Annotated in this window: 16 protein-coding genes, 1 tRNA gene and 1 pseudogene; 16 read left to right on the top strand and 2 right to left on the bottom strand. The window is 56.7% G+C overall.

From position 1 onward, the window contains the following. Positions 1-46: 46 nt before the first annotated feature. From O4G22_RS00840 to O4G22_RS00905, 14 genes are all read left to right on the top strand, one after another. Positions 47-847, top strand: coding sequence for an MlaE family ABC transporter permease (locus tag O4G22_RS00840; RefSeq protein ID WP_094139832.1), 801 nt, complete (start codon positions 47-49; stop codon positions 845-847). 15 nt (positions 848-862) lie between these two features. Continuing rightward, positions 863-1681, top strand: a complete 819-nt coding sequence (locus O4G22_RS00845) for an ABC transporter ATP-binding protein (protein WP_297405702.1) — start codon at positions 863-865, stop codon at positions 1679-1681. Between the two features lie 18 nt (positions 1682-1699). Continuing rightward, entirely contained in the window at positions 1700-2704 is a 1005-nt protein-coding gene (locus tag O4G22_RS00850) for an MlaD family protein (protein ID WP_306701937.1), read from the top strand. 143 nt (positions 2705-2847) lie between these two features. Continuing rightward, on the top strand, positions 2848-3174 hold the full coding sequence (locus O4G22_RS00855; protein ID WP_012419221.1) for a DUF883 family protein: 327 nt from the start codon (positions 2848-2850) through the stop codon (positions 3172-3174). Between the two features lie 66 nt (positions 3175-3240). Then, positions 3241-3687 (top strand): phage holin family protein, encoded by a 447-nt coding sequence (locus O4G22_RS00860; RefSeq protein WP_306701938.1) that lies wholly within the window; start codon positions 3241-3243, stop codon positions 3685-3687. Between the two features lie 5 nt (positions 3688-3692). Next, entirely contained in the window at positions 3693-4034 is a 342-nt protein-coding gene (locus tag O4G22_RS00865) for a hypothetical protein (protein ID WP_306713895.1), read from the top strand. A 380-nt stretch (positions 4035-4414) separates the two neighbouring features. After that, positions 4415-5497 (top strand): type IV pilus twitching motility protein PilT, encoded by a 1083-nt coding sequence (locus O4G22_RS00870; RefSeq protein ID WP_012419224.1) that lies wholly within the window; start codon positions 4415-4417, stop codon positions 5495-5497. 25 nt (positions 5498-5522) lie between these two features. Next, positions 5523-6617: a type IV pilus twitching motility protein PilT gene (locus O4G22_RS00875; protein WP_094135599.1), complete on the top strand. Its 1095-nt coding sequence runs from the start codon at positions 5523-5525 to the stop codon at positions 6615-6617. 24 nt (positions 6618-6641) lie between these two features. After that, complete coding sequence (locus O4G22_RS00880; RefSeq protein ID WP_306701940.1) at positions 6642-7715, top strand: peptidylprolyl isomerase; 1074 nt, start codon at positions 6642-6644, stop codon at positions 7713-7715. Between the two features lie 230 nt (positions 7716-7945). Further along, positions 7946-8021 (top strand) — tRNA-Ala (locus O4G22_RS00885). A gap of 52 nt (positions 8022-8073) precedes the next feature. Further along, a complete protein-coding gene (locus tag O4G22_RS00890; RefSeq protein WP_306701941.1) occupies positions 8074-9621 on the top strand; it encodes an O-antigen ligase family protein in 1548 nt (515 codons plus the stop codon). Between the two features lie 98 nt (positions 9622-9719). Next, the gene (gene kdsB, locus O4G22_RS00895; protein WP_094135593.1) at positions 9720-10469 is read left to right on the top strand and encodes a 3-deoxy-manno-octulosonate cytidylyltransferase; all 750 of its coding nucleotides are present in this window, start codon (positions 9720-9722) and stop codon (positions 10467-10469) included. A 10-nt stretch (positions 10470-10479) separates the two neighbouring features. Continuing rightward, entirely contained in the window at positions 10480-12087 is a 1608-nt protein-coding gene (locus O4G22_RS00900; protein WP_094135591.1) for a CTP synthase, read from the top strand. Positions 12088-12153: 66 nt separating this feature from the next. Beyond that, a complete protein-coding gene (locus tag O4G22_RS00905) occupies positions 12154-13716 on the top strand; it encodes a sodium:solute symporter (RefSeq protein ID WP_297673707.1) in 1563 nt (520 codons plus the stop codon). 130 nt (positions 13717-13846) lie between these two features. On the opposite strand, the gene O4G22_RS00910 is transcribed toward O4G22_RS00905, so the two are convergent. Next, on the bottom strand, positions 13847-17899 hold the full coding sequence (locus O4G22_RS00910; protein ID WP_306713896.1) for a hypothetical protein: 4053 nt from the start codon (positions 17897-17899) through the stop codon (positions 13847-13849). A 299-nt stretch (positions 17900-18198) separates the two neighbouring features. Here O4G22_RS00910 and O4G22_RS00915 point away from each other — a divergent pair, with 299 nt between their 5' ends. Beyond that, positions 18199-21366, top strand: a complete 3168-nt coding sequence (locus O4G22_RS00915) for a hypothetical protein (RefSeq protein WP_306713898.1) — start codon at positions 18199-18201, stop codon at positions 21364-21366. On the opposite strand, the pseudogene O4G22_RS11545 reads toward O4G22_RS00915, so the two are convergent. Beyond that, a pseudogene (locus O4G22_RS11545) lies at positions 21353-21451 on the bottom strand (class I SAM-dependent methyltransferase); the annotation flags it as partial. The gene O4G22_RS00915 and the pseudogene O4G22_RS11545 overlap by 14 nt on opposite strands. 406 nt (positions 21452-21857) lie before the next feature. Here O4G22_RS11545 and O4G22_RS00920 point away from each other — a divergent pair. Further along, a complete protein-coding gene (locus O4G22_RS00920) occupies positions 21858-22670 on the top strand; it encodes a hypothetical protein (RefSeq protein ID WP_295980228.1) in 813 nt (270 codons plus the stop codon). Positions 22671-22939 lie beyond the last annotated feature (269 nt).

Genomic DNA, 22939 nt, shown 5'->3' on the forward strand with positions numbered 1-22939 from the left:
TACATTGCGCTTGCTCTTGAAGCGGAAGAAATGATTAGTAGAAGCCATGCAATTCCATATAGCAACCATGATCGGCCGCGCCGCTTTAAGGCTGGTTGACCGGTTAGGGTCAATCGGATTGCTGCTTTATCAAGTGGCTTCATGCATGTGGTCCGGCCAGTTCCGGATGCGCGTGCTTGTGGAGCAAATTGCAAAAATAGGGGTGCAATCCCAGCCGGTGGTCATCATCACCGGCGCGTTCACCGGCGCGGTGCTGGAAGCCCAGACACTGTTCCAGCTTCAAACGGTGAGAATGGAAACCATGGGCGGGGCCGTCGTCGCCGTGGGCATGTTCCGGGAGCTGGGCCCCGTCATCACTGGGCTGATGCTTGCGGGGCGCGTCGGGTCCGCCATGGCCGCGGAAATCGGCACCATGAAAGTCACGGAACAGGTGGATGCCCTCAACTCCATGAATGTGGATCCGGTAGACTACCTGGTGAAGCCGCGGATACAGGCCATGCTTATTTCCATGCCCATTCTGATGATGGAAGCCGTTCTGGTGGGCATCGCCTCCGCATACATCGTCAGCGTCACCGCTTTTAACGTAGACCAGGCCTACTGGATGCACTTCATGAGCAAATTCGTCACTATGGGGGACATCATCGTCGCCCTGGTCAAGGCTCTTGCTTTCGGCCTCATCATTTCCACCATCTCCTGCCGGGAGGGGCTGAACACCACAAACGGCGCCGTGGGCGTAGGCAAATCCACCATGCAGGCCATGGTGTACGCTTCCGTGGCCCTGCTCATCGCCAACTTTATCCTGACCATGATCCTCAACTCGTTCTTCCCCATGGGATTCATGAGATAGCCTTTCCCCGCCGCCATGCAGCCATTCATCCGCGTCCACCAGCTCAGACAAAGCTTCGGCACCCAGGAAGTGCTGAAAGGCGTAAGCTTTGACGTGGGCAAAGGAGAACTGATGGCTTTAATAGGAGGCTCCGGAGCCGGGAAAAGCGTCATTCTGAAACATCTGGACGGCCTGATGGAACCCTTGGACGGTTATGTGGAAATAGACGGCAGGCGCATCAGCGGCGCGCCGGAAAAAATCAAAAAGCAAATCCGCAGCAAAATCGGATTCATGTTCCAGCAGGGAGCCTTATTCGACTCCCTAAGCGTGGGAGAAAACGTAGCTTTCCCTCTGCAGGAGGCGGGGATCAGGGATGAAAACGAACTGGACACCCGTATTTCAGCCGCTTTGGACTCCGTAGGGCTGCTGGGACAGCAGGAAAAAATGCCGTCCAGCCTCTCCGGCGGCATGATCAAGCGCGTCGCCGTAGCCAGGGCAATCATTACCACTCCGGAATGCCTGCTCTATGACGAACCCACCGCGGGCCTGGACCCCATCGTCACGGACAGCATCAGCTTCCTCATCCGGCAGATCTGCAAGGACAAAGGCATCACCACCGTCATTGTCTCCCATGACATGCCCAGCGTGATCCGCATCGCGGACAAAATCGTCTATCTCAGAAACGGTGAGGTTTACTGGACGGGAACTCCGGAAGAACTGCTGCACTCCAAAGACGAAATCCTGCAAAAGTTCCTGTACGGGGACTCCGGGGAAAACTGGGCTGCCCTGTCCGGCAAAAATGAAAATTTCCAACGGGTTCTGCTGGAACGGGCGGAACGGGAACGCAAACAATAACCATCTTGCCACAGAGCCATGAAACAGAAACTTAAACCGGAAACATGGGTAGGCCTCTTTCTGATCGCCGGAATCCTGATGATTATCGGAGTCATCCTGGGATTCGGCAACATCAAAACATCCAAAGAGCAAACCTACCCCATCAACATTATTTTCAAAGATGCGGCGGGACTCATCAAGGACTCACAAATCCGCCTGGGCGGCGTCACGGTGGGGAAAGTCACCAAAGCCCCTGAACTCCTGCCTTCCGGCAATGAAGTCATGCTGGAAGCCAACATCCAGAGCGACGTGAAAATCCAGCAAGGGTCCGTCTTCCGGGTGGACATGCAGAACATCCTGGGCGACAAATACATTGATATCGTCCCTCCGGCCCAGCCCACGCATGAATACATCCTTCCCCATGCCACCATCATCGGTCAGCCGGAAAGCGATTTCAGCAAAATCAAAAACAATGCCGTGGGCGCCACAGAGGAAATCCTGAAAATCCTCAAGCAAATCGAAAAGAATTCAGACAACATTGACGACGCTATCCTCAACATCGGAGAGGCGGCCAAAGGACTGGCCCAGACGACCAGACTGATCAACGAGGGCGTTTTGAATCAGGAAAACCTCCAGCACCTCGGCAGCGTACTGTCTCAAATAAACCGGGCCGGAGAACAACTCCCCGGTCTCATGGAAGAAACGCGATCCTCGGTCGCGGCCATGAAAGATACCGTCCGGGATGCCCGCAAACTCATTGCCGGAGCCGAAGAAAAATTCAGCACTCTGGACCCCGCCATCAAGGAAATTCCCCCCACGCTGGCCGCACTGCGGAAAGCATCTGAACAAATCTCCTCCATCACGGCTGACGCACGTAAAAACCAGGGCTTTCTGGGATTGCTCATGTACGACGCGCGCTTCCGGGCCAACGCTCAGGAATTCATCCGTAACCTGAGGGATTACGGCATTCTGCGGTACCGGAATCCTAACGAACCCCAAGTCAAACCGGACCCCCGCGGCGGTTTTTCAGGAAGCCGCCGCTGACAGGCCGCACAATTCCGGGTGAAGCCGCTTTACACACTTGCCAATAGTGAGAAGCGTGCTAAATAATTTCCAATGTGAGAGGCGAAAACATGTAAGCCGACATGTTTTTCAACAGAAACCAACCCTTAATACTCTAATCAACCATGCAAGACAACCAAACCGAACTTGAAACGACCGCAGCAGCAAATGACACCTCCTGCTCCTGCCCTTCCGCCCGCGAGCTTGCCGTCACCAGATTCCAGCAGGCCAGGGCTTTCGCCGCGGCTAAAGTAAATCAAATCCGCAAGGCGGCTACGGAACAGGCCAGCACCATCTGCGACTACGCCCAGGAAAAGGGAGAAGTCATCCGTGACAAGGCCAAGAAGTTTCACGAAGCGGGTGAAGAATACGTGAAGGAAAAACCCACCCAGTCCGTGCTGATTGCCATGGGCGTGGGCCTTCTCATCGGCCTGCTTATCCGCCGTCGCTAACCCTCTCCTTTCATTCCGCGCCATGCGCGCCGCGCGCATGGCGTCCTCCCCTCATCAAACCGAACCATGGGACTGATTGACAAACTCAAGCGAACCTTCGTCACCCCCCTTGTGGAGGAAAAGGAAGAAGGAATGGCCATGGTCCGGTCCCTCCGGGAAACCGGGACGGCAGCCCTGGCCCATGCGGAAGCCCTGGCCGCACTGCTCAAACTGGAACTGAAGGAAGCGTCCAAACGGCTGGGCAAAAAAACGGCCCTTCTCCTGATGGGGGCTTTCATGGCCTTCTTCGGCTATCTTTTTCTGTGGTGCCTGCTGACCGTGGTCATGGCGTACTTCTGGGGATTCATCGCCGGGCTTGCCGTCACCACGGGGCTTCATCTCCTGGCGGCCGCCGCGGCGTTCATCCTTTTCTGCCGAACCCATGTAACGCCTATCGCTCCTGCGACGGCGGAAGAACTTAAAACGGATTTATCATGTCTGCAAATGGCTCTCAAGAAAAGCTCGCACTCCTGATGCGGGTGGCTTCCTCCCGGCTGGATATCGTTAATGAAGCGGACAGCCTGGTGCAAAAGACGCAGCAGCAGGCCGACCACTTCCGTAAATTGAAAAAAAAGGCCATGTCCCTGCCTGTGATCGGCTCTATTGTCGGTACGGTGGGTGGCGTTCTTCTTATCCGCATGTTTACGGGGAAAAAAAGAAGAAATCCGGCCCCTTCCCCGCAGCCGCCCGCTTCCGGAAGCTGGATTCATTCCTCCATCTTCCGTTTCATCGTTGAAATCCTGATCACCCTGGCTTTTCCTTCCCTGAAAAAAATGGGGCTCGGCCTGGCCGGCAAAAAATTCCTCAGCCTGTTTAAATAACAGGATTTTCCGGCTAAGACAGCGGCTTTTTGCCGCCTCTTGAAAAAGGTTCGGGAATGCCGTCGTCGCAAAAAAACAGAGGCATTCCCCTGCGGCGTTAAAGAAAAACCGCCCCCCCTCCCTGTCTTCCAGGGAACGCCAAACCAGGCCCGGAGGGAAAAGACAATCTCCCGCGCCGCTCCCCTGTGTGATCCTCCTTCCCTTTCCCGGGAACAAACGTCCGCGGATCTTCCGCAAAGCCCCCTTTCTCAAAATTCTGCATCTGTCGCGGAACGGCGCGAAGCCGCTTTTACAGAAATCGGTTCCCGAATATTTTTTGCTGGTCAAAAAAGCTCTGTTTTCGTTAGTATGCAGCTTTATCAGTTTGCTGCATTCACAACATGAGCGAATACATTTTGCCCCACGTCGACGGATATCTCAAACTTGGACAGGATTACGACTGTTCCGATATCCACCTTGCCGTCAACAGCCGTCCCACCTGGCGCCGGTTCGGCCAGCTTCTCCCCATCTGGGAGGAAGCGCCCAATCTCACGCCCCAGGACACGGAAGTGCTGGCGAGGGGCTTTCTGGAAGACCCGGAATGGAACCGCCTTCAGCAACGGGGGGACGTGGACTTCGCCTACGCCAATGACTTTGGCCGTTACCGCGCATCCGTGGTTAAACAGCGCCTGGGTTATGACATCTGCTTCCGCATCATCAACACGCGGGTGCGCACCATGGAGGAAATAGGCCTGCCGACGGAATACGTGGTGCCCCTCACCCGCTACACCAACGGCCTCATTTTAGTCACGGGTTCCGTAGGTTCCGGTAAATCCACCACGCTGGCCTCCATCGTGGATTTCATCAACCAGGACCGCCACGACCACATCATCACGCTTGAAGACCCCATCGAATACCTGATTCCCTCCAAAAATTGCCACGTCAACCAGCGTGAAGTGCATAAACACACGGAATCCTTCGCCCGGGCGCTCCGCGGCGCCCTCCGTGAAGACCCTGACGTCATCATGGTGGGGGAAATGCGCGACCTGGAAACCATCTCCCTGGCGCTCACGGCGGCTGAAACCGGCCACCTGGTGCTCGGCACCCTGCACACGGGCTCCGCTGCCCGTACGGTGGACCGCGTGCTGGACGTCTTCCCGGTGGAGCAACGCGACCAGATCCGCATCATGGTCAGCGAATCCCTGCGCGGCATCATCTCCCAGCAGCTGGTTCCCAGAGCGGACGGCAACGGCCGCGCTCTGGCCATTGAAATGCTGGTTAATACGCCCGCCATCGCCAACTGCATCCGCGAAGGCAAGACATTCATGATTCCCGGCTGCATTCAGACCGGGAAAGCCCAGGGCATGATCCTGATGGACGACTCGCTCCGGGCCCTGCACCAGGCGGGCCTCATCACCACGGAAGACTGCATCTTCCGCGCGGAAGACAAAACCATCATGAAATCCTTCCTGGGAATCAAGTAACCTTTAATTTTGAAACACTCCTGTTATGGCAGTCATCGACCAATACTTCAAATATCTCGTAGAAGCGGGCGGCTCCGACCTTCACCTCAGCGAAGGCCAGCCTCCTAAAATCCGCGTCAACGGGACCATCTCCGCCATTTCCGACGAAAACCTGGAAGGCCAGGCGTTCAAAAACCTCCTTGCGGAAATATGCGATCCCCAGGCTTTTCAGAAATATCTGGAAGAAGGGGACCTGGACTTTGCCTATGAAATGGATGAAACATCCCGTTTCCGCTGCAACTATTTCAAGCAGCAGCACGGCCTGGGGGCTGTTTTCCGTCTTATTCCCACCAAAATAGCCACGCTGGAAGAACTGGGCGTGCCTACGGTCGTCAAGGAATTCGCCCACATGAGATCCGGCCTTGTGCTGGTCACGGGACCCACCGGCTCCGGTAAATCCACCACGCTGGCCGCCATCATCGACTACATCAACAGCAACCAGGCGCGGCACATCATCACCGTGGAAGAACCTATTGAATTCGTCCATCCCAATAAAAAATCCATCGTCACCCAGAGGGAAGTGCCTCTCCAGACGCCTTCCTTCGCAGACGGCCTCCGGGCTTCCCTTCGTGAAGACTCCGACATCGTGCTGGTGGGTGAAATGCGTGACCTGGAAACCATCTCCCTGGCGCTCACGGCGGCTGAAACCGGTCTTCTGGTATTCGGCACCCTGCACACGAACAACGCCAGCAAAACCATTGACCGTATCATTGACGTATTCCCGTCTGACCAGCAATCCCAGGTGCGCACCATGCTTGCGGGCTCCCTCCGCGGCGTTGTGGCGCAGCTCCTGATGAAGCGCAGTGACAAACCGGGACGCGTAGCCGTCAACGAAATTCTCTTTGCCACGCCGGCCGTGGCGGCCATCATCCGTGAAGGCGCCACGCAGAAAATCCCTGACGTCATCGTCGGCGGCAAGGCCATGGGCATGCAATTCATGGATGACGCCATCTGGCAGAAACTCCAGCAGGGCATCGTCTCCCCGGAAGAAGCCTACATGAAGTGCATTGAAAAGAAGAGATTCCGCAACTTCCTCCCACCGGAATCCGCCCGTCTGGCAGACGCCGGCGGCGGAAACTAAGCTCTTTACCCTCTTTCTCCTGCCATGTCTCCCACTGGAAAGTTCACGCTCAGGCTTGTGATTTATGGAGCATTCCTGCTCTATCTGGTGGGGGACCTGTTTGTCTGGCACGGCTTTTTGGCCGGCAGAATGGACGCGTACCTGAAACCGATGCCGGGGCCGCCAGGAGACACCTCCGCCCGGATAGCGGAAGTGTATGGAGAACCTGTCACCGCCAACCAGCTTTCCCGGAGGATTACGGAACTGAAGCTGCTGCGCCAGCCTCCCGTGCTGGATATGGACGGCGGGTTCAAACTTACCCATGAACCGGACATCCCCGGCGATCTGGCTCCGCGGGCCAGGTATGACCTGATCGGCTCCTCCCTTTTGCGCCTGAAAACCAGCGTCAATGACCTCCAGCTTCCCAACCGCAATGCGGAAGCGGCGCGCGCCGTGGAACAAATCCGGTCCCGTTTTGACGGAAACACGGAACAATACCTGAAAACCCTGCATGACCAGAAACTGACGCAGGAACAATTTCAAAAAAAAATAGCAGCCAGGCTCAAACAGACGGAACAGCTCTACCGGGCAACCGCCCAGGCGGCGGAACCGTCCGGCGAAGACCTGAAAACCTGCTACAATCTGATCCGGGACCAGCTCACCCCGCCTGATTTGCGGAAAACCAGGCACATCTTCCTGGCTACCTTGCACAGGGATGAAGCCCAGGTCAGGCAAACTGCGGAAACGCTGCTGGCGCGGCTGGAGGCGGGGGAATCCTTCTCCCGGCTCGCCAGGGAATTCAGTGAAGACGAACGTTCCGCTCCCGCAGGCGGGGAACTCGGCTGGATCAACCCCGCCCGCGCAAAGGAAACCCTGGGTCTGGCTTTGGCAGACGTTCCGGACAACAAGCCGGCGCTTCTCAAAAGCCGGTGGGGGTGGCATCTTGTGGAAGCATCCCCTGTCAAAAAAGGGAAAACGCCATCCTATGAAGAAGCGCTCCCGGCTCTTAGGGATGCAGCCCGGAGCCTCAGAAAAGCTCAAGCCGTGGAATTGTACATGGACGGTCTTTTTGAAGAAGCCCACCTCAGAAACCGCATCAAAAACAAGCAGGTCCGCTGACGCTCCAATTCCGGCAAACGGACCTTCATAAAAACCGGCCCCTCCCCGCCTTCCCTTAATCCGGAACATTTCCCGGAGTCACACGGCTTCCCTGCGGCCGGCTTCCGGCAGGCATGAAACGTCTGCATGAAACGGGGAAAGGCGGCAACCTCCCTCTTATTTGCCTTTCCTGACGAATTCCGCTTGCTTTCAAACGCGGGATGAATTAAATTCCTTCCGGTATTTCCCACGGGGTATTAGCTCAGTTGGTAGAGCGTCTCGTTCGCAATGAGAAGGTCAGGGGTTCGAATCCCCTATACTCCACCATCCATCTCTTTTTCCCGCCACTGTTTTTCATTCGGGAATAACGGGTAGCCCTATGAATGGTAACTTATTTAAAATTGTACTGGTTTCAGTCGTTGCCATTCTTCTGGCCATCATAGGCGGCATCATGTCGGCGGACGGGGATCCCCTTTCCATCGTTCTGGCTGTTTCCCCTTTTGTTCTGGCCGCCTTATTCCTGATGAAAGGGAAAGTGTGGTATCTGTGGATGTTGATACCCATTCTTTTCCTGCCCATCCCCTCTTTAAGGGACTACGCCCCTCTCCTTGCTTACGGAATAACCCTTCCTTTTTACTTGTGGAACGCCATGCTCAGGCGTTCAAATTTGACGTGGAATTCCGCTCCTGTTCTGGACGCTGTCGTCCTCGTGCTGTTCATGCACGTGGGCTACATCTTCCTGAGCCACCCCTTCGCTCTGGGGCTGGATGTGCTGGAAGACTACTACGGAGGCAAGGGATATATCCTTTTCCTACAGGCCCTCCTGGCCTATCTCTGCCTGTCCTCGCTAAAAACAACCAGCCATGAACTGGGCAAAGTGCTTCAATGGGCCGTTTTCCTGACCATCGTTTTTACCCTTATCTCAACTGCCCGGAATCTCCTTTCACCGGACAGCGCCGGGGCGGATCTTGCCGCAAACGCGGGTTCTCCAGACACGCTCTCCGAAGATTCCCGGAACTCCTCTTTCCTCAGAATTTCTATCTTGGTGCTGCAACTGCTCATCATCAACTACTCCGTGTGGCAGATGATCAAGCGTCCCTGGTGGGGGGCGCTGCTTCTTCTTGGAACCGTCGGCATCCTGTTAAGCGGATTCCGCTCCGCCATGGCCCAGGTTCTGTTGCTGTTCTTCACCATCTCCCTGATCTACAAAAGGTGGTTCTTCTGCCTTCTGGTTCCCTTCTTCGGAGCGCTTCTGCTTTTGCTGCTCTCCTCTGCGGGAATGCTTCATTCCCTGCCTTTCGGCATCCAACGTACGCTTTCAGCCGTTCCTTTCCTGGACGTCAGCGCGCAAGCCAAGGCAAACGCCGAAGACTCCGTCAACTGGCGTTTTGAGATGTGGAGCTGGGCTCTGGATGACCGTGAACACTTTATTCAGGATAAAATATTCGGAGACGGCTTTTCACGGGATATCAGCATCGTGAAAGCCAATGTTTATGAAGAAGCCTACAACCTGAGCAAAGACCAAAGCGCCTTTGCATGGAACGGTCAGTGGCACAGCGGCCCCATTTCCACGATTCAAACGCTCGGCTACATCGGGATTTCCCTGTACCTCATCCTGTCCGTCGTTGGCATGACCTACGCATGGATCGTCAGTAAAATCTACCGCAATCATCAATACAAACTCGGCATCCTGTATGTTTCCGCCGTCTATTTCACCAAACCGATCTTTTTTTTCCTGATCTTTGGTGAAAGCATCACCATTGCGATGGACATCATATCCCTGGGCATCATTAAAGTACTCTACTCCTGCGCCAAGAGGGAGGGGCTCTACGTATCCCTCCATGTCCGCAAGGAATACATGCCGCTCATGATCCGGAGAACGCAGGAAAAACGGCAGGCCGCCGCAACGGCATCCATTTCCGCCTGACCGCCCCTTTCCTTCCCCGGGAAAAACAGGCGTTCCTGATGCTTGAGGCTGGACTAATTCAAAGGGAGTTGCTACCTTTCGGTGCGGTTCCTTTTCCCATGTCAGCAGATACTTCCCACCATATCATCGGTCTCATTCCGTCACGCTGGGGTTCCTCCAGATTTCCGGGCAAGCCCCTCCACCTCATTGCAGGAAAACCTCTTGTTCAGCATGTATGGGAACGCGTCTGCCGCTGTTCCCGCCTGGACGCCGTCGCCATCGCCACGGACGACCAGCGCATTTTTGACGCCGCCGAATCCTTTGGGGCCAGGGCCATCATGACCTCTCCGGACCATCCCAGCGGCAGCGACCGCCTGGCGGAAGCGGTACGTTCCTTCCCTGCCGCCACGCATGTCGTCAATATCCAGGGGGACGAACCTCTCATTGACCCGTCCCTGATTGACAGGCTGGCGGATGCCCTGGTCTCGGACGAAGCCCTCTCCATGGCCACCGTCGCCTGCCCCATCAGCGCTCAGGAGGACCTGGACAACCCGAACATCGTCAAAGTAGCCCTGGCCTGTAACGGAGACGCCCTGTACTTCTCCCGTTCCGTCATTCCCTACGCCCGCCATCCCCGCGTAGCGCCTCCCTTGCGCCATCTGGGTATTTACGCCTACCGCCGCGACTTCCTTGAAAACTATGTCCGCTGGGAGCCAACTCCCCTGGAACAAACGGAATCCCTGGAACAGTTGCGCGCACTGGAAAACGGGGCCAGAATCCGGGTCATCCTGACGGACCACGTCAGTGTGGGCGTGGATACGCCGGAGCAGGCGCAACAGGTGGAACAAATCTTACTAAACATACACTAGGAACCAAATCATGAAATACATCTTCGTCACAGGCGGTGTTGTCTCCTCTCTCGGCAAAGGGCTGGCAGCGGCATCCATCGGCACGCTGCTGGAACGCTGCGGCCTCAAGGTAACCCTTCAAAAATTCGACCCTTACCTGAATGTGGACCCCGGAACGATGAGCCCGTTCCAGCACGGGGAAGTGTACGTCCTGAACGACGGGGCGGAAACGGACCTGGACCTGGGCCATTACGAACGCTTCGTTCATTGCAGCCTCTCCCGGCTCAACAACCTCACCTCCGGCCAGGTCTTTGAAAGCGTGCTGCGGAAGGAACGCCGGGGAGACTATCTGGGAAAAACGGTTCAGTACATTCCGCATGTTACGGATGAAATCAAAAACCGCCTCTATGAAGTCACGGAAAAATCAGATGTGGACATCATCATCACGGAAATCGGAGGCACGGTTGGGGACATGGAAGGCCACATCTTCCTGGAAGCCCTGCGCCAATTCGCTCTGGAAGTGGGCCGTGACAACGTCTGCTTCATCCATGTCACCCTGCTCCCCTATATCAAGGCCGCCGGGGAAATGAAAACGAAGCCCACCCAGCAATCCGTCGCCAAGCTCCGGGAAATCGGCATCCAGCCGGACGTGATTATCTGCCGGACGGAATACGACATGAGTGAAGACGAACGCCGCAAAATCGCCATGTTCTGCAACGTGGAGGCCAAAAACGTCATTGCCTTCCGCGACGTCAAAAACACTATCTACGAATGCCCCCTGGATCTCAGCCAGGATAAAATAGACCGCATTGTCACCAGGCGCCTGGGGCTGGACGTTCCGGCGCCCAATCTGGCGGACTGGCAGCGTTACGTCGGCCGGGTCATCAGCCCCAGCCACTCCATAAAAATTGCCGTGGTAGGCAAATACATCGCCCTCCAGGACGCCTACAAATCCATCTATGAATCCTTCACTCACGCCGGAGCGGAAAATGACGCCCGTGTGGAAATTCTCCGGATAGACGCGGAAGAAATTGAGGAAAAGGGCGCGGAGGCCATGATCGGCTCCGTGGACGGCATTCTGGTGCCGGGCGGCTTTGGCGACCGCGGCATTGAAGGAAAAATCCAGACGGTGGAATACGCGCGCGCCAAAGGAATCCCGTTCCTGGGCATTTGCCTGGGCATGCAGGTGGCCGTCATTGAATACGCGCGCCACATCTGCGGCATGGATGACGCCAACTCCACGGAATTCGACCAGAAAACCACCCACCCCGTCATCAGCCTCCAGGAAGAACAAAAAGGCATCCAAGCCATGGGAGCCACCATGCGCCTGGGCGCCTACAAGGCCCTGATCCGGCCCGGAACGCTGGCGCACAAGCTCTACGGCAAGGACAGCGTCACGGAACGCCACCGCCACCGGTACGAATTCAACCCGGCCTACCGCGACGAACTGGAAAACGCAGGGCTGGTCATCAGCGCCGTCAATGACGAACACGGACTGGTGGAAGTCGTGGAACTTCCCGAACATCCCTTCTTCATCGCCTGCCAGTACCATCCGGAATTCCAGTCTGCTCCCAACCGGGCCCACCCGCTCTTTTCCGGTCTGGTTTCAGCCGCGCTGGAACACAAGAGCCACTCTTGATCCCTTCATCAAGCCCGGGGCCTTTTCCGGAATCTCCATTCCGGAAAAGGCCTTCTCTTTCCAGGCATGCTCACGGACCTTTTCGTCATCGTCATCTACTTTCTGGCTATCTTCTGCATAGGCATCTATGCGGGACGAAGGCAAAACTCCCTGACAGACTATGCCCTGGGCAACCGTTCCCTGCCCTGGTGGGCTATTCTGGCCTCTATCCTGGCGGCGGAAATCAGCGCGGCCACCTTCCTGGGAGCTCCCGGGGAAGGATACCATACCCGCAACTTCACGTACGCCCAGCTCTGCATCGGCACCATCCTGGGCCGCATCATCGTCGGCAGGCTCTTTCTCAAGCCCTACTATGACTACAAGGTCGTTTCCATCTATGAATACCTGGAAAAAAGATTCGGGCTCCTGACGCGGCGGACGGCCTCCATGGTCTTTCTGGTCAGCCGGGTGCTCGCCAGCGGAACCAGGCTCTATTTCGCGGGCATTCTGCTGGTCATCGCCTACCAGTTCCTGACAGGCGCCACGGCGGACGCCAGCCAGACTGTCCTGCTCTACATTGCCGCCCTGGTTGCCATCTCCGTCGCCACGACCATTTACACCGCGATCGGCGGATTGAAAGCCGTCGTCTGGACGGACGTCCTTCAGGCCGTCGTGCTGGGAGTCTCCATGCTCTCCGCCCTGTGGGTACTGTTTTCCCATATCCCCGGAGGGTGGAGCTCCATCTCCGCCGCCATGAATGGTGGGGACGACTGGAAATTCTTCTCCTGGGGAACCGGAGAAGGGCTGGACTTCCTCCAGCAATGCGCCCACGTGCTGGGCCAGGAATACACGGTGTGGGCAGCCTTCCTGGGAGCAACCTTCATCACCATGGCTACGCACGGCACGGACCAGGACATGGTGCAGCGCATGCTGGCGGCAAAAAACAGCAGGGCGGGAACGCGTGCAGTCATCGTATCCGGCTTGCTGGACTTCCCCATCGTCATCGTTTTCCTCTTCACGGGCATTCTTCTCTATGTCTTCTACCAATACAACCCGTCAAACCTCCCCGCAGACACGCCGCAGCTGCATGTGTTCCCCTACTTCATCATCCATGAACTGCCCAACGGCATCCGCGGGCTGCTGATCGCCGGCCTGCTGGCTACGGCCATGGGGTCCCTTTCCACGGCTCTAAACTCCCTGGCTACTACCGCCACCAGGGACTGGTACCAGGGAATATTCAAACCGGAAGCCACGGAACGGCAGCTGCTCCGGTGCGTGCGCTGGGGGACGGCCGGGTTCTCCCTGCTGCTCATCCTCGTGGGCTCCGTCACGGCATGGTATGTGGTTCATCACCCGGAAATCCGCATCATCCAAATAGCCCTGGGCATCTTCGGCTACACCTATGGCTCCCTGCTTGGCATCTTCCTGTTGGGAATGCTGACCCGCACCAGAGGAAACGATTCGGGAAACATCATTGCCATGGCGGCAGGATGTCTTGTCATCGCTTTACTGACGGGACTCATCCCCCTGCCCTCAGGCTGGCAACAATATATCCCGGAAATAGCCTTTCCGTGGCGCGTGACCATCGGAACGCTGGTTACTTTTATCGTCGGGTTCTGTTTCAGGAATCGCCGCCTCTCCGTGCGCTGAACGGGGGACTGCCGTCGCCCCGCCTGATTTATAAGCCGCAGTTTCCCTTCAAACCTCCTGTGAAAGGAAGTGAAGGAGCAAGCGAAAAACAGGGAAGTCGGAGAGAAAAATCCCTAAGGAGGCATCTTTGTTAAACGGGAGTATCTCCACTATCCCCGGAACAGGGGAAAATCGTCTTTCGTCCTTTCTGCCCTGATATCTTCCCCCTCTCTCCGGACGCAAAAGCGCCGCTTTCCCGGGAAAGGAAAAGCGGCGTGAAACGGAATGGAAACGCGCTCCCTTTGCTACACTTCTTCCGGGACAGCCAGCGGAAGGAGACGATATTGAACTTTCTTCCAAACGCCTTGTTCACGGCGCTCAGCTCCGTATCCTCCAGCGCTCCGCTCTTCATGTTGACCTTCCGGGCAGGAGTTTCCGGGCTGTTCACCGGATCCACGTAGTTGATCCCCCTCTGCACCACCGCTTCGCACCACGCGCGCGACAGCACCATCCCTTCGCGGTTGGTCAGCTCCCCGTAGGCGCGCACCGTAAACGTATCGTCCCGCGTCGTCAGGATGTTGCCCAGCACCGCCAGCACGTCCGACTGGATCAGGTAGCCGGGGGCGGCCGTATACACCGACCCCCTGGCCGCGTCCTGGTTCGGATAGCCTCCCCTGGGCGCGATCACCATGTCGGAGAGTTCGTCAAACGTGCTGTTGATGGAGCTCTCGTCAATAGCCGCCTGAAGCGCTCCCTTCACCCCCATTTCACCGCTCTGCAGACGGCGGTTGACAAAGTCGGACATGTTCAGGAAGGGCCCCCTCTTCCTGACTTCCTTGACCATGTTCCGGGCCAGGGACCTGATCTGGGAGTCGCTCAGGGTTCTCAGGTCCGACCACGCCATGGCCTCCCCGTCCGGGATGCCCTGGGTCACCCCTATCGAGCCGTAGTCGTCCACGTGGGACTTGTCGCTGCTGGCCACCCCGAAACGGGAAAAGGCCGTCTGGGAGTTGCCGAGCACGGAAGGCCTCCCGTTTCTGGAATAAAGGATTTTGCGCTTCTTGAGCCCCAGCAGGGTGGCTTCCCAGGCGCGCTGGGAGGTGGAGTTGACATTGAATCCGCCGGCGATGGTGAGGTACTTGGAGGCATGCTTGTAGCCCTCGTCCGTCCTGGCGAGTTCTTCGACGACAGCTTCCGAGGGTTTGCCCTGAAGGTCGGGCATGAAGCGGCGGTTGGCGATGCCGGAGGCCCTGTTGGAGGAAGCGTCCGTGGAGAAAGCCTGCTGAAGAACGGTTTTCAGTTCTTCCCTGCCCGTGCCCCCAAGGCTGGAAGGGCGGGCGGCCAGGGAGGAGGCGAACCAGGAGTCCCAGAGGGCGTCGTTGATCATCAGGCCGTGGTCCCAGAAGTCCCCCAGGGCGGCGTCCCCCATGATTTCGTTGTGGGAGAACACCTTGTCGGCGGGAAGCATGGGATCGGCAAACGCGTTGCCGATGCCTACGCCCGGCACGCCGGACTGGTAGGCGAAGCGCTTGGCGATGGCCGCCTTGGAGTCGCTCCTGTACCATCCCGGGGTGAGGCGGCATCCGGCAAAGCCGGCCAGGCTGGAGGGCTGCTGGAAGGGAAGTTCCGCGGCGACAATCTTGTTGACCTGTTCGGCTCCCGGCCCTCCGAAGGGAGAGAGCCTGGTGCCGTCATTGGAAAGGATGTTGGAGATGGTGATGGGGAAGAAGTCGCTGTTGGCGTTCTTGACTTCAAACTGGTACGGGCTGTAGAGGCGCCCCAGTTCGGAGGCGGTGGGCATCTGGCCGCCCCAGAAGAGGGGGCTGGAGTGCTGCCATGTCTTGGCGCGGTAGTCCTTGCCCTCCGGGTAGGCTCCAATCACGGGCGGCTTGCCCCATTTTACTGATACTCCGTAGTAGGCTACAAAGGTGGAATCCAAGGTAGGCCTGCCGTATTCCCCCGCCTTCTTGGCTTCCTCATTGGGGCCTTCGTTGCGTTCCCACATTTCTGCGGGAAGTTTAATCTGGTCAACAAGAGGTTTTTCCCAGGCGCCCCAGTTCAGGTTAAGGATGGCCGGCATGGTCTTGGAGAAAATGTCTATCTCCGCCGTGCTTTTCCCATTCAGGGAGGAAGAACTGTTCATTCTGTTGGGATCCATCAGGCCGGCCCCCATCACGAAAGTCCCCAGGGCTTTGGAGGAGCCCTTGTCTCCGTATTTGACGGCAAGAACGTGATTGTCCGGCGTGCCGTTGAGCTGGCTGGTGTTTTCCGCGAAGATAACGGAAGCCTTGGCAATGCCTACCTGATTGTATCCGCTGCCGTCCAGAAGCTCATAACGGACGCCGTCCGTCAGGTTGACGGCATAGGAGCTGACCTGCCCCGGTTCCTGGGACCAGCCTTCCTTGAGCGGGAACCTGTCCGGTTTGAAATCACCGCTGTTGGGTTTTGTTTTATAAACTTCGTTGCCGTTGGCGATGTTGGAAACGACCGGCTGGGCGAAGACGACGATTTCGCCCGCTTTCAGGGTGGAGGGCTCTCCTTTGACCGTGGAACCGTCGCTGTTAAGTTTGGAGGTAGTCCGGAAAGAGGCTCCGAAATCCGCTACCTGGCGGTTGTTGTAAGAGGCGTTCAAATAGGGGACCAGGCAGGATTCCCCATAATTGGAGAGCGCGTTTTCATCCAGTTGGTTCCAGGCGAATCTGACATTATGGGAAAGCAGCAGGGGCATGAAGCGGTGCTCGCCGAAGTAGGCTCCCCAGACGCCTCCATTGGCCCCGGTCAGCTTCATATCCACATTATACGGATTCCACCAGACATAGACGGGAATGACGGCGACACGGAAGTCAATCCATCCTCCGCGGTTGGGGTGCTTGTTGCCGTGTCTGACATAGTTCAGCCCTACGAAGGAATAAAAGCGCAGGAGGATGGGATGGCGCATGTACGTGTGGCGGTTGTCCATCATCTCCATGCTGGCTGCGGAGTCCGCCGCAATCAGCGTGCTGGGAGAGCTTCCGTTCCATTGCAGGGTGGCGGAGGCGTCCTGGCCTTCCCTCTTCGTGGAGGAGTCCCACACGTTGGCCCACAGGTAAAGCTGGTTCCAGGAGCCGATCGGCCGGTTCTGGTCCGACGGGTTGCCGTCCTCGGACGTGTACGGCCGCAGCCCTATGTCCGCGGTATCGCCGCGAAATTCTTCGGGCAGTTTTTCCTGGGAAAACATAATGTTGAGGTCCTGTTTAAGACCACCGAATTTAGAATCCGTCAGCAAACTGGAAGAAACCAGAGAGATGTCGTGGTAAACGTCTCCCAAATCCTTCAAACGTCCGTTTTTATTGTTAGCCAGCAGAGAATCAAGAGAGATAAGCTTTCTGACAGCGGACATGTCGCTCCCGGAACCCGCCGTCATGACGGAAGAAAGATTGAGGGCTTCCAAATCGGGGCCGGGCGTATCCCAGGTGGAACGCAGTACCGTCAGGGCATCCGTACTTTCTTCAGAAGCATGCGGCATCAAATTGATGCGCGCTTTCTGATTTTCCCCGGTGACCCACCAGGCTATATATTTACGGGAGTTGGCATTTTTTTTCAGCCCTGTGGTTTTGGAGGAATCATCCACACGCACCATACGGGCGTAGATCTCCTTTTTATCCTGATTCCTGGCCCCTACGGGCGTCCCTATCGTGCCTGGCCCCACCAGGGCGACACTGCGGAAATTCTGGTTGGAAAGAGAACGTTTGCCCAACAGGTTTTTACCCGCTTCCAGGGAACTGAGTCTGCGCAGGTCAGGGTCGGAAATGAGCCAGCGGCGGAACATGGATTTTCTTCCTGTATCATACGTGGCCGAGATGTTCATGCCCTCGGAGTTGTTCGTATTGAGCCAGGAATCCCAGCTGTTCCAGACACCCAGAATATAAGGGGCGTTTCCTTCGCTGGTTCCGGAAGAAAGAATGCCGGAATTGGCGGAAACGCGCTGGTCGGGCCCCAATTCACACTGAAGCTGACCCAAAGCTACTTCCAGAGAAAATCTGGCGAGGGATTTGGCTTCCGCCGCAAAAAGCTGTTTCTCGGAGATGCGGACTTGTGAAGACGCAATGGTTAAAAGGCCAACGCTGAGGAGAGCCAAAAGCATCATCAGGGTAATGGTGGCAATCAGGGCAAACCCCTTGCTGACATGCCTGACAGGACGTTTAGTGAAAAGTTTGATCTTCATGAAAATGATGGTTTCCGGCAGGCGCTTTCCCGTTCGAGTGTGAGGAGAAAAACCTCTGCTGTCACGAAGGCGCGAAGAGCCAATTCTTAACTCTAGCCAATACAAAAAAGAGGCAGTTCATGCAAGCTCAAAGTTGGTCCAGCAAAGCACACGTTGAACAAAGAAAACAGGCTTTGTAACAGTTAAAAATAAAGATAATTTAAGAAAAATAGCATTTTTATCCAATTACCATCTTAAAGGTTTATGTTATGATTTTTACATAAAAAACGGATTCTAAATTCGGTGGGTTAAAAAAAGACTTGAATATCATATTTTCCCAGGAAAAGCTGCCCGAAGAATTTCGCGGCGATACCGCGGACATAGGGCTGCGGCCGTACACGTCCGAGGACGGCAACCCGTCGGACCAGAACCGGCCGATCGGCTCCTGGAACCAGCTTTACCTGTGGGCCAACGTGTGGGACTCCTCCACGAAGAGGGAAGGCCAGGACGCCTCCGCCACCCTGCAATGGAACGGAAGCTCTCCCAGCACGCTGATTGCGGCGGACTCCGCAGCCAGCATGGAGATGATGGACAACCGCCACACGTACATGCGCCATCCCATCCTCCTGCGCTTTTATTCCTTCGTAGGGCTGAACTATGTCAGACACGGCAACAAGCACCCCAACCGCGGAGGATGGATTGACTTCCGTGTCGCCGTCATTCCCGTCTATGTCTGGTGGAATCCGTATAATGTGGATATGAAGCTGACCGGGGCCAATGGAGGCGTCTGGGGAGCCTACTTCGGCGAGCACCGCTTCATGCCCCTGCTGCTTTCCCATAATGTCAGATTCGCCTGGAACCAACTGGATGAAAACGCGCTCTCCAATTATGGGGAATCCTGCCTGGTCCCCTATTTGAACGCCTCTTACAACAACCGCCAGGTAGCGGATTTCGGAGCCTCTTTCCGGACTACCTCCAAACTTAACAGCGACGGTTCCACGGTCAAAGGAGAGCCCTCCACCCTGAAAGCGGGCGAAATCGTCGTCTTCGCCCAGCCGGTCGTTTCCAACATCGCCAACGGCAACGAAGTTTATAAAACAAAACCCAACAGCGGTGATTTCAAACCGGACAGGTTCCCGCTCAAGGAAGGCTGGTCCCAGGAACCGGGGCAGGTCAGCTCCTATGCCGTCAACCTGACGGACGGCGTCCGTTATGAGCTTCTGGACGGCAGCGGATACAATCAGGTAGGCATTGCCAAGGCTTCCGTTATCTTCGCGGAAAACACCAGCCAGCTCAACGGCACGCCGGACAATCACGTTCTTGCCGTCAAATACGGAGACAAGGGCTCCTCCAAAGCCCTGGGGACTTTCGTGATGGGGGCCGGCCTGATGGATCCCAACAGAATGAACAGTTCTTCCTCCCTGAATGGGAAAAGCACGGCGGAGATAGACATTTTCTCCAAGACCATGCCGGCCATCCTTAACCTGAACTGGGGCGCCTGGGAAAAACCTCTTGTTGACCAGATTAAACTTCCCGCAGAAATGTGGGAACGCAACGAAGGCCCCAATGAGGAAGCCAAGAAGGCGGGGGAATACGGCAGGCCTACCTTGGATTCCACCTTTGTAGCCTACTACGGAGTATCAGTAAAATGGGGCAAGCCGCCCGTGATTGGAGCCTACCCGGAGGGCAAGGACTACCGCGCCAAGACATGGCAGCACTCCAGCCCCCTCTTCTGGGGCGGCCAGATGCCCACCGCCTCCGAACTGGGGCGCCTCTACAGCCCGTACCAGTTTGAAGTCAAGAACGCCAACAGCGACTTCTTCCCCATCACCATCTCCAACATCCTTTCCAATGACGGCACCAGGCTCTCTCCCTTCGGAGGGCCGGGAGCCGAACAGGTCAACAAGATTGTCGCCGCGGAACTTCCCTTCCAGCAGCCCTCCAGCCTGGCCGGCTTTGCCGGATGCCGCCTCACCCCGGGATGGTACAGGAGCGACTCCAAGGCGGCCATCGCCAAGCGCTTCGCCTACCAGTCCGGCGTGCCGGGCGTAGGCATCGGCAACGCGTTTGCCGATCCCATGCTTCCCGCCGACAAGGTGTTCTCCCACAACGAAATCATGGGGGACGCCGCCCTGGGGGACTTCTGGGACCACGGCCTGATGATCAACGACGCCCTCTGGGACTCCTGGTTCGCCTCCTCCCTGGCCGCCCGCCCTTCCAGCCTTGGGGGCACGGGCAGGGAAGAACTGAAAACCGTTCTTCAGCAGGCTTTCTCCACGGACGCTTCCTCCAACAGGGCCTCCGGCATCGCCAACCGCCGCTTCATGCCCGACCTTCAGGGCAAACCCTCGGAAGCTGTCGTCGAAGAACTCGCCAGGACGGACGAGGGCTACAAGCATGCCTCCAAGTACCTCACCATCGCCGGCGGATTCAATGTCAACTCCACCTCCCAGCGCGCCTGGGAAGCCACCCTGCTGGGGCTCAAGAAGCGCAAAATCCTTTATTCCAGAAACGGGAGGCCTTCCGTGCTCGGCAACTCCCAGACGGCCTTTTCCCGTTTCGGGGTGGCCAGCAGCGACAAGTCCCACGTGGACGACTACGGCTCGATAGGGGTGACCCAGGGCATCCCGGACGGGGAGGCCATGGCGTGGTCGGACCTGAGAACCCTGAGCGACTCCCAGATCAGGTCCCTGGCCCGGAACATGGTCAAGGAAGTCAGGAAGAGGGGGCCCTTCCTGAACATGTCCGACTTTGTCAACCGCCGTCTGCAGAGCGGTGAAATGGGGGTGAAGGGAGCGCTTCAGGCGGCTATTGACGAGAGCTCCATCAACAGCACGTTTGACGAACTCTCCGACATGGTGATCGCGCCCAGGGGAGGCTATCCGAACCAGGACGCGGCCAGGGGGTCGGTGTATACGGCCGCCCCCGGCTACCTGATCCAGTCGGACGTGCTGGCGGTGCTGGGCAACATCCTGACGACGCGGGACGATACGTTTACGGTGCGCGCCTACGGGGAGCTGACCAACCGCGAAGGGATGGTGCTGTCGCGCGCGTGGTGCGAAGCGGTGGTGCAGAGGGGGATCAACTACGTGGATCCGGTGAACAGCCCGGAAACTCCTGCCCGGAAGGTCAACATGAAGAGCGGAGCGCTGGAGGATACGGAGCTGAGCGCCGTGAACAAGGCGTTTGGAAGAAAGTTCAATATCGTCTCCTTCCGCTGGCTGTCCCGGAAGAAGTGTAGCAAAGGGAGCGCGTTTCCATTCCGTTTCACGCCGCTTTTCCTTTCCCGGGAAAGCGGCGCTTTTGCGTCCGGAGAGAGGGGGAAGATATCAGGGCAGAAAGGACGAAAGACGATTTTCCCCTGTTCCGGGGATAGTGGGGCTTTCTTCCCTTTTCCCCCTGCTTTGGACATCTTCGGGAGTTTCGATAAGCCCGGGAAAAACCGGATCGACTTATTGAATACGGAGCCGACGTTTATTTCCTTTTAAGTTCAACAATAGCTCCGTAATGCAACACATCAAATTCGGCCGGGGCAATTTCAACAAGCAGTTTCATATGCTCCTGTTCCCATACGGCCGTTTTCCTGAAATTCAGCCCCTGACCTGCATGGATGATCTGCGCCGCCTCTCCGCGCAACTAACCACAAACCTTCTTATCCGCGCGGCCGCCGTCCAGGCATTTGCTCCACCACGCATGGATAAGACTGACATTTGATGATGCTCCTTGCCTATATCCTTTCCTTAAAAAAGAAATCCCATTGTCTTTAGGAATTTTATCCCAGGCATCCCTACTTTGAGCTTGCACGGACATCTTCATTCATGTACTTCACAAAGGATATCAAAACTATTGAAACCATCAGCGCACGCTGCTGCACGGTTCAATGGATTTTCCCTCCGCCTTTTTCCCGCGCGGTTATCCTCCAAGGGTCACTGCCGGGGAAACCAAAACACTCTTTTCCTCATTCCACTTCCCAAAATATATGCGTATTTTACCCCTCCTGGCCTTTACCTGCCTTTTCGGAAGCATCTCCTTCGCCCAAGGACAAAGCCGCGCATCCTCCAGGCCGGAACCGGCCCAGCCGGCGGCCAATGCCCCGGCGTCCGATACTGTGGACAAATCCCTGCCCCCCGCCGCCGTCAACGGCATCCGGTTCGTCCTGAAGGAGCCCATGTCTCTTCCTTCTCCCATTTACATGCCTATTGATTCCAAAAGGCTGGAAAAAGTGGAAATCCGCGCCGCCCTTCCGGGACGCCGCAGCGTTTACCCCAAGAGCAAGATCATTACCCTGTTCGGAGGCCTGGACCAGAAAGGCATGCCGACCGATAAACTCGTCAGCAAGCCCCTGCCGGCCGATCTTGGCTCCAAAACCCTGGCTCTGGTGGGCAAAAACAGTAAAGGGGAATTGACGCTGGATTTTATTAATGAGTCGGAATTGCCGCTGAACTGCGTTTACATCCAGAACCTGACCGGCCGCACGTTCACCCTGGAGCTTCCCAAGCCTCCTTCAGGAGAAAAGAGCGCTATCGAACTGCCCAGCAAGTCCACTTACATTTTCGGCAAGAATGCCACAGACAGCAGTATTTCCCGCACTACCCCCGCCAATTTGACGTACATGACCCGTTTGAAGAACGGCAAAGTCGTCAAGGTGAAGGACAGAGGCATGATGCTGACGACCTACCCGGGACGAAAAGTAGTCATGATTATTTCCCCGGATTCCACCGGGCGCACCGTCGTTTTGACGGAATTGATGATTTTCAAGGAAAGACCGGGAGCGGCTTCCTCAGACAAGTAAGTTCTCTTCCAATATCCGGGGAGCCGGAAGCGGCTCTTGAGCATATCCGGATTATTCAGAAAAACGGGCATTTCTGCCCGTTTTTTATTTCTCGTTTTGCTTCCCCAGCCGCCACTGATTGAGGGAATAAACCACTCCGGACATTGTTCCGGCACGGGAACAACGCCCGCCATATTTCCCACGGCTCCAATGCGGCAGGCGGACTGTTCCTGACGCCGGAAACGGTTCCCGCAAAAAAGCCAACGGCCCCCCAGCAGGGAGACAGGGCA

This window comes from Akkermansia muciniphila (genome assembly GCF_030848305.1).
Taxonomy (GTDB): domain Bacteria; phylum Verrucomicrobiota; class Verrucomicrobiia; order Verrucomicrobiales; family Akkermansiaceae; genus Akkermansia; species Akkermansia muciniphila_A.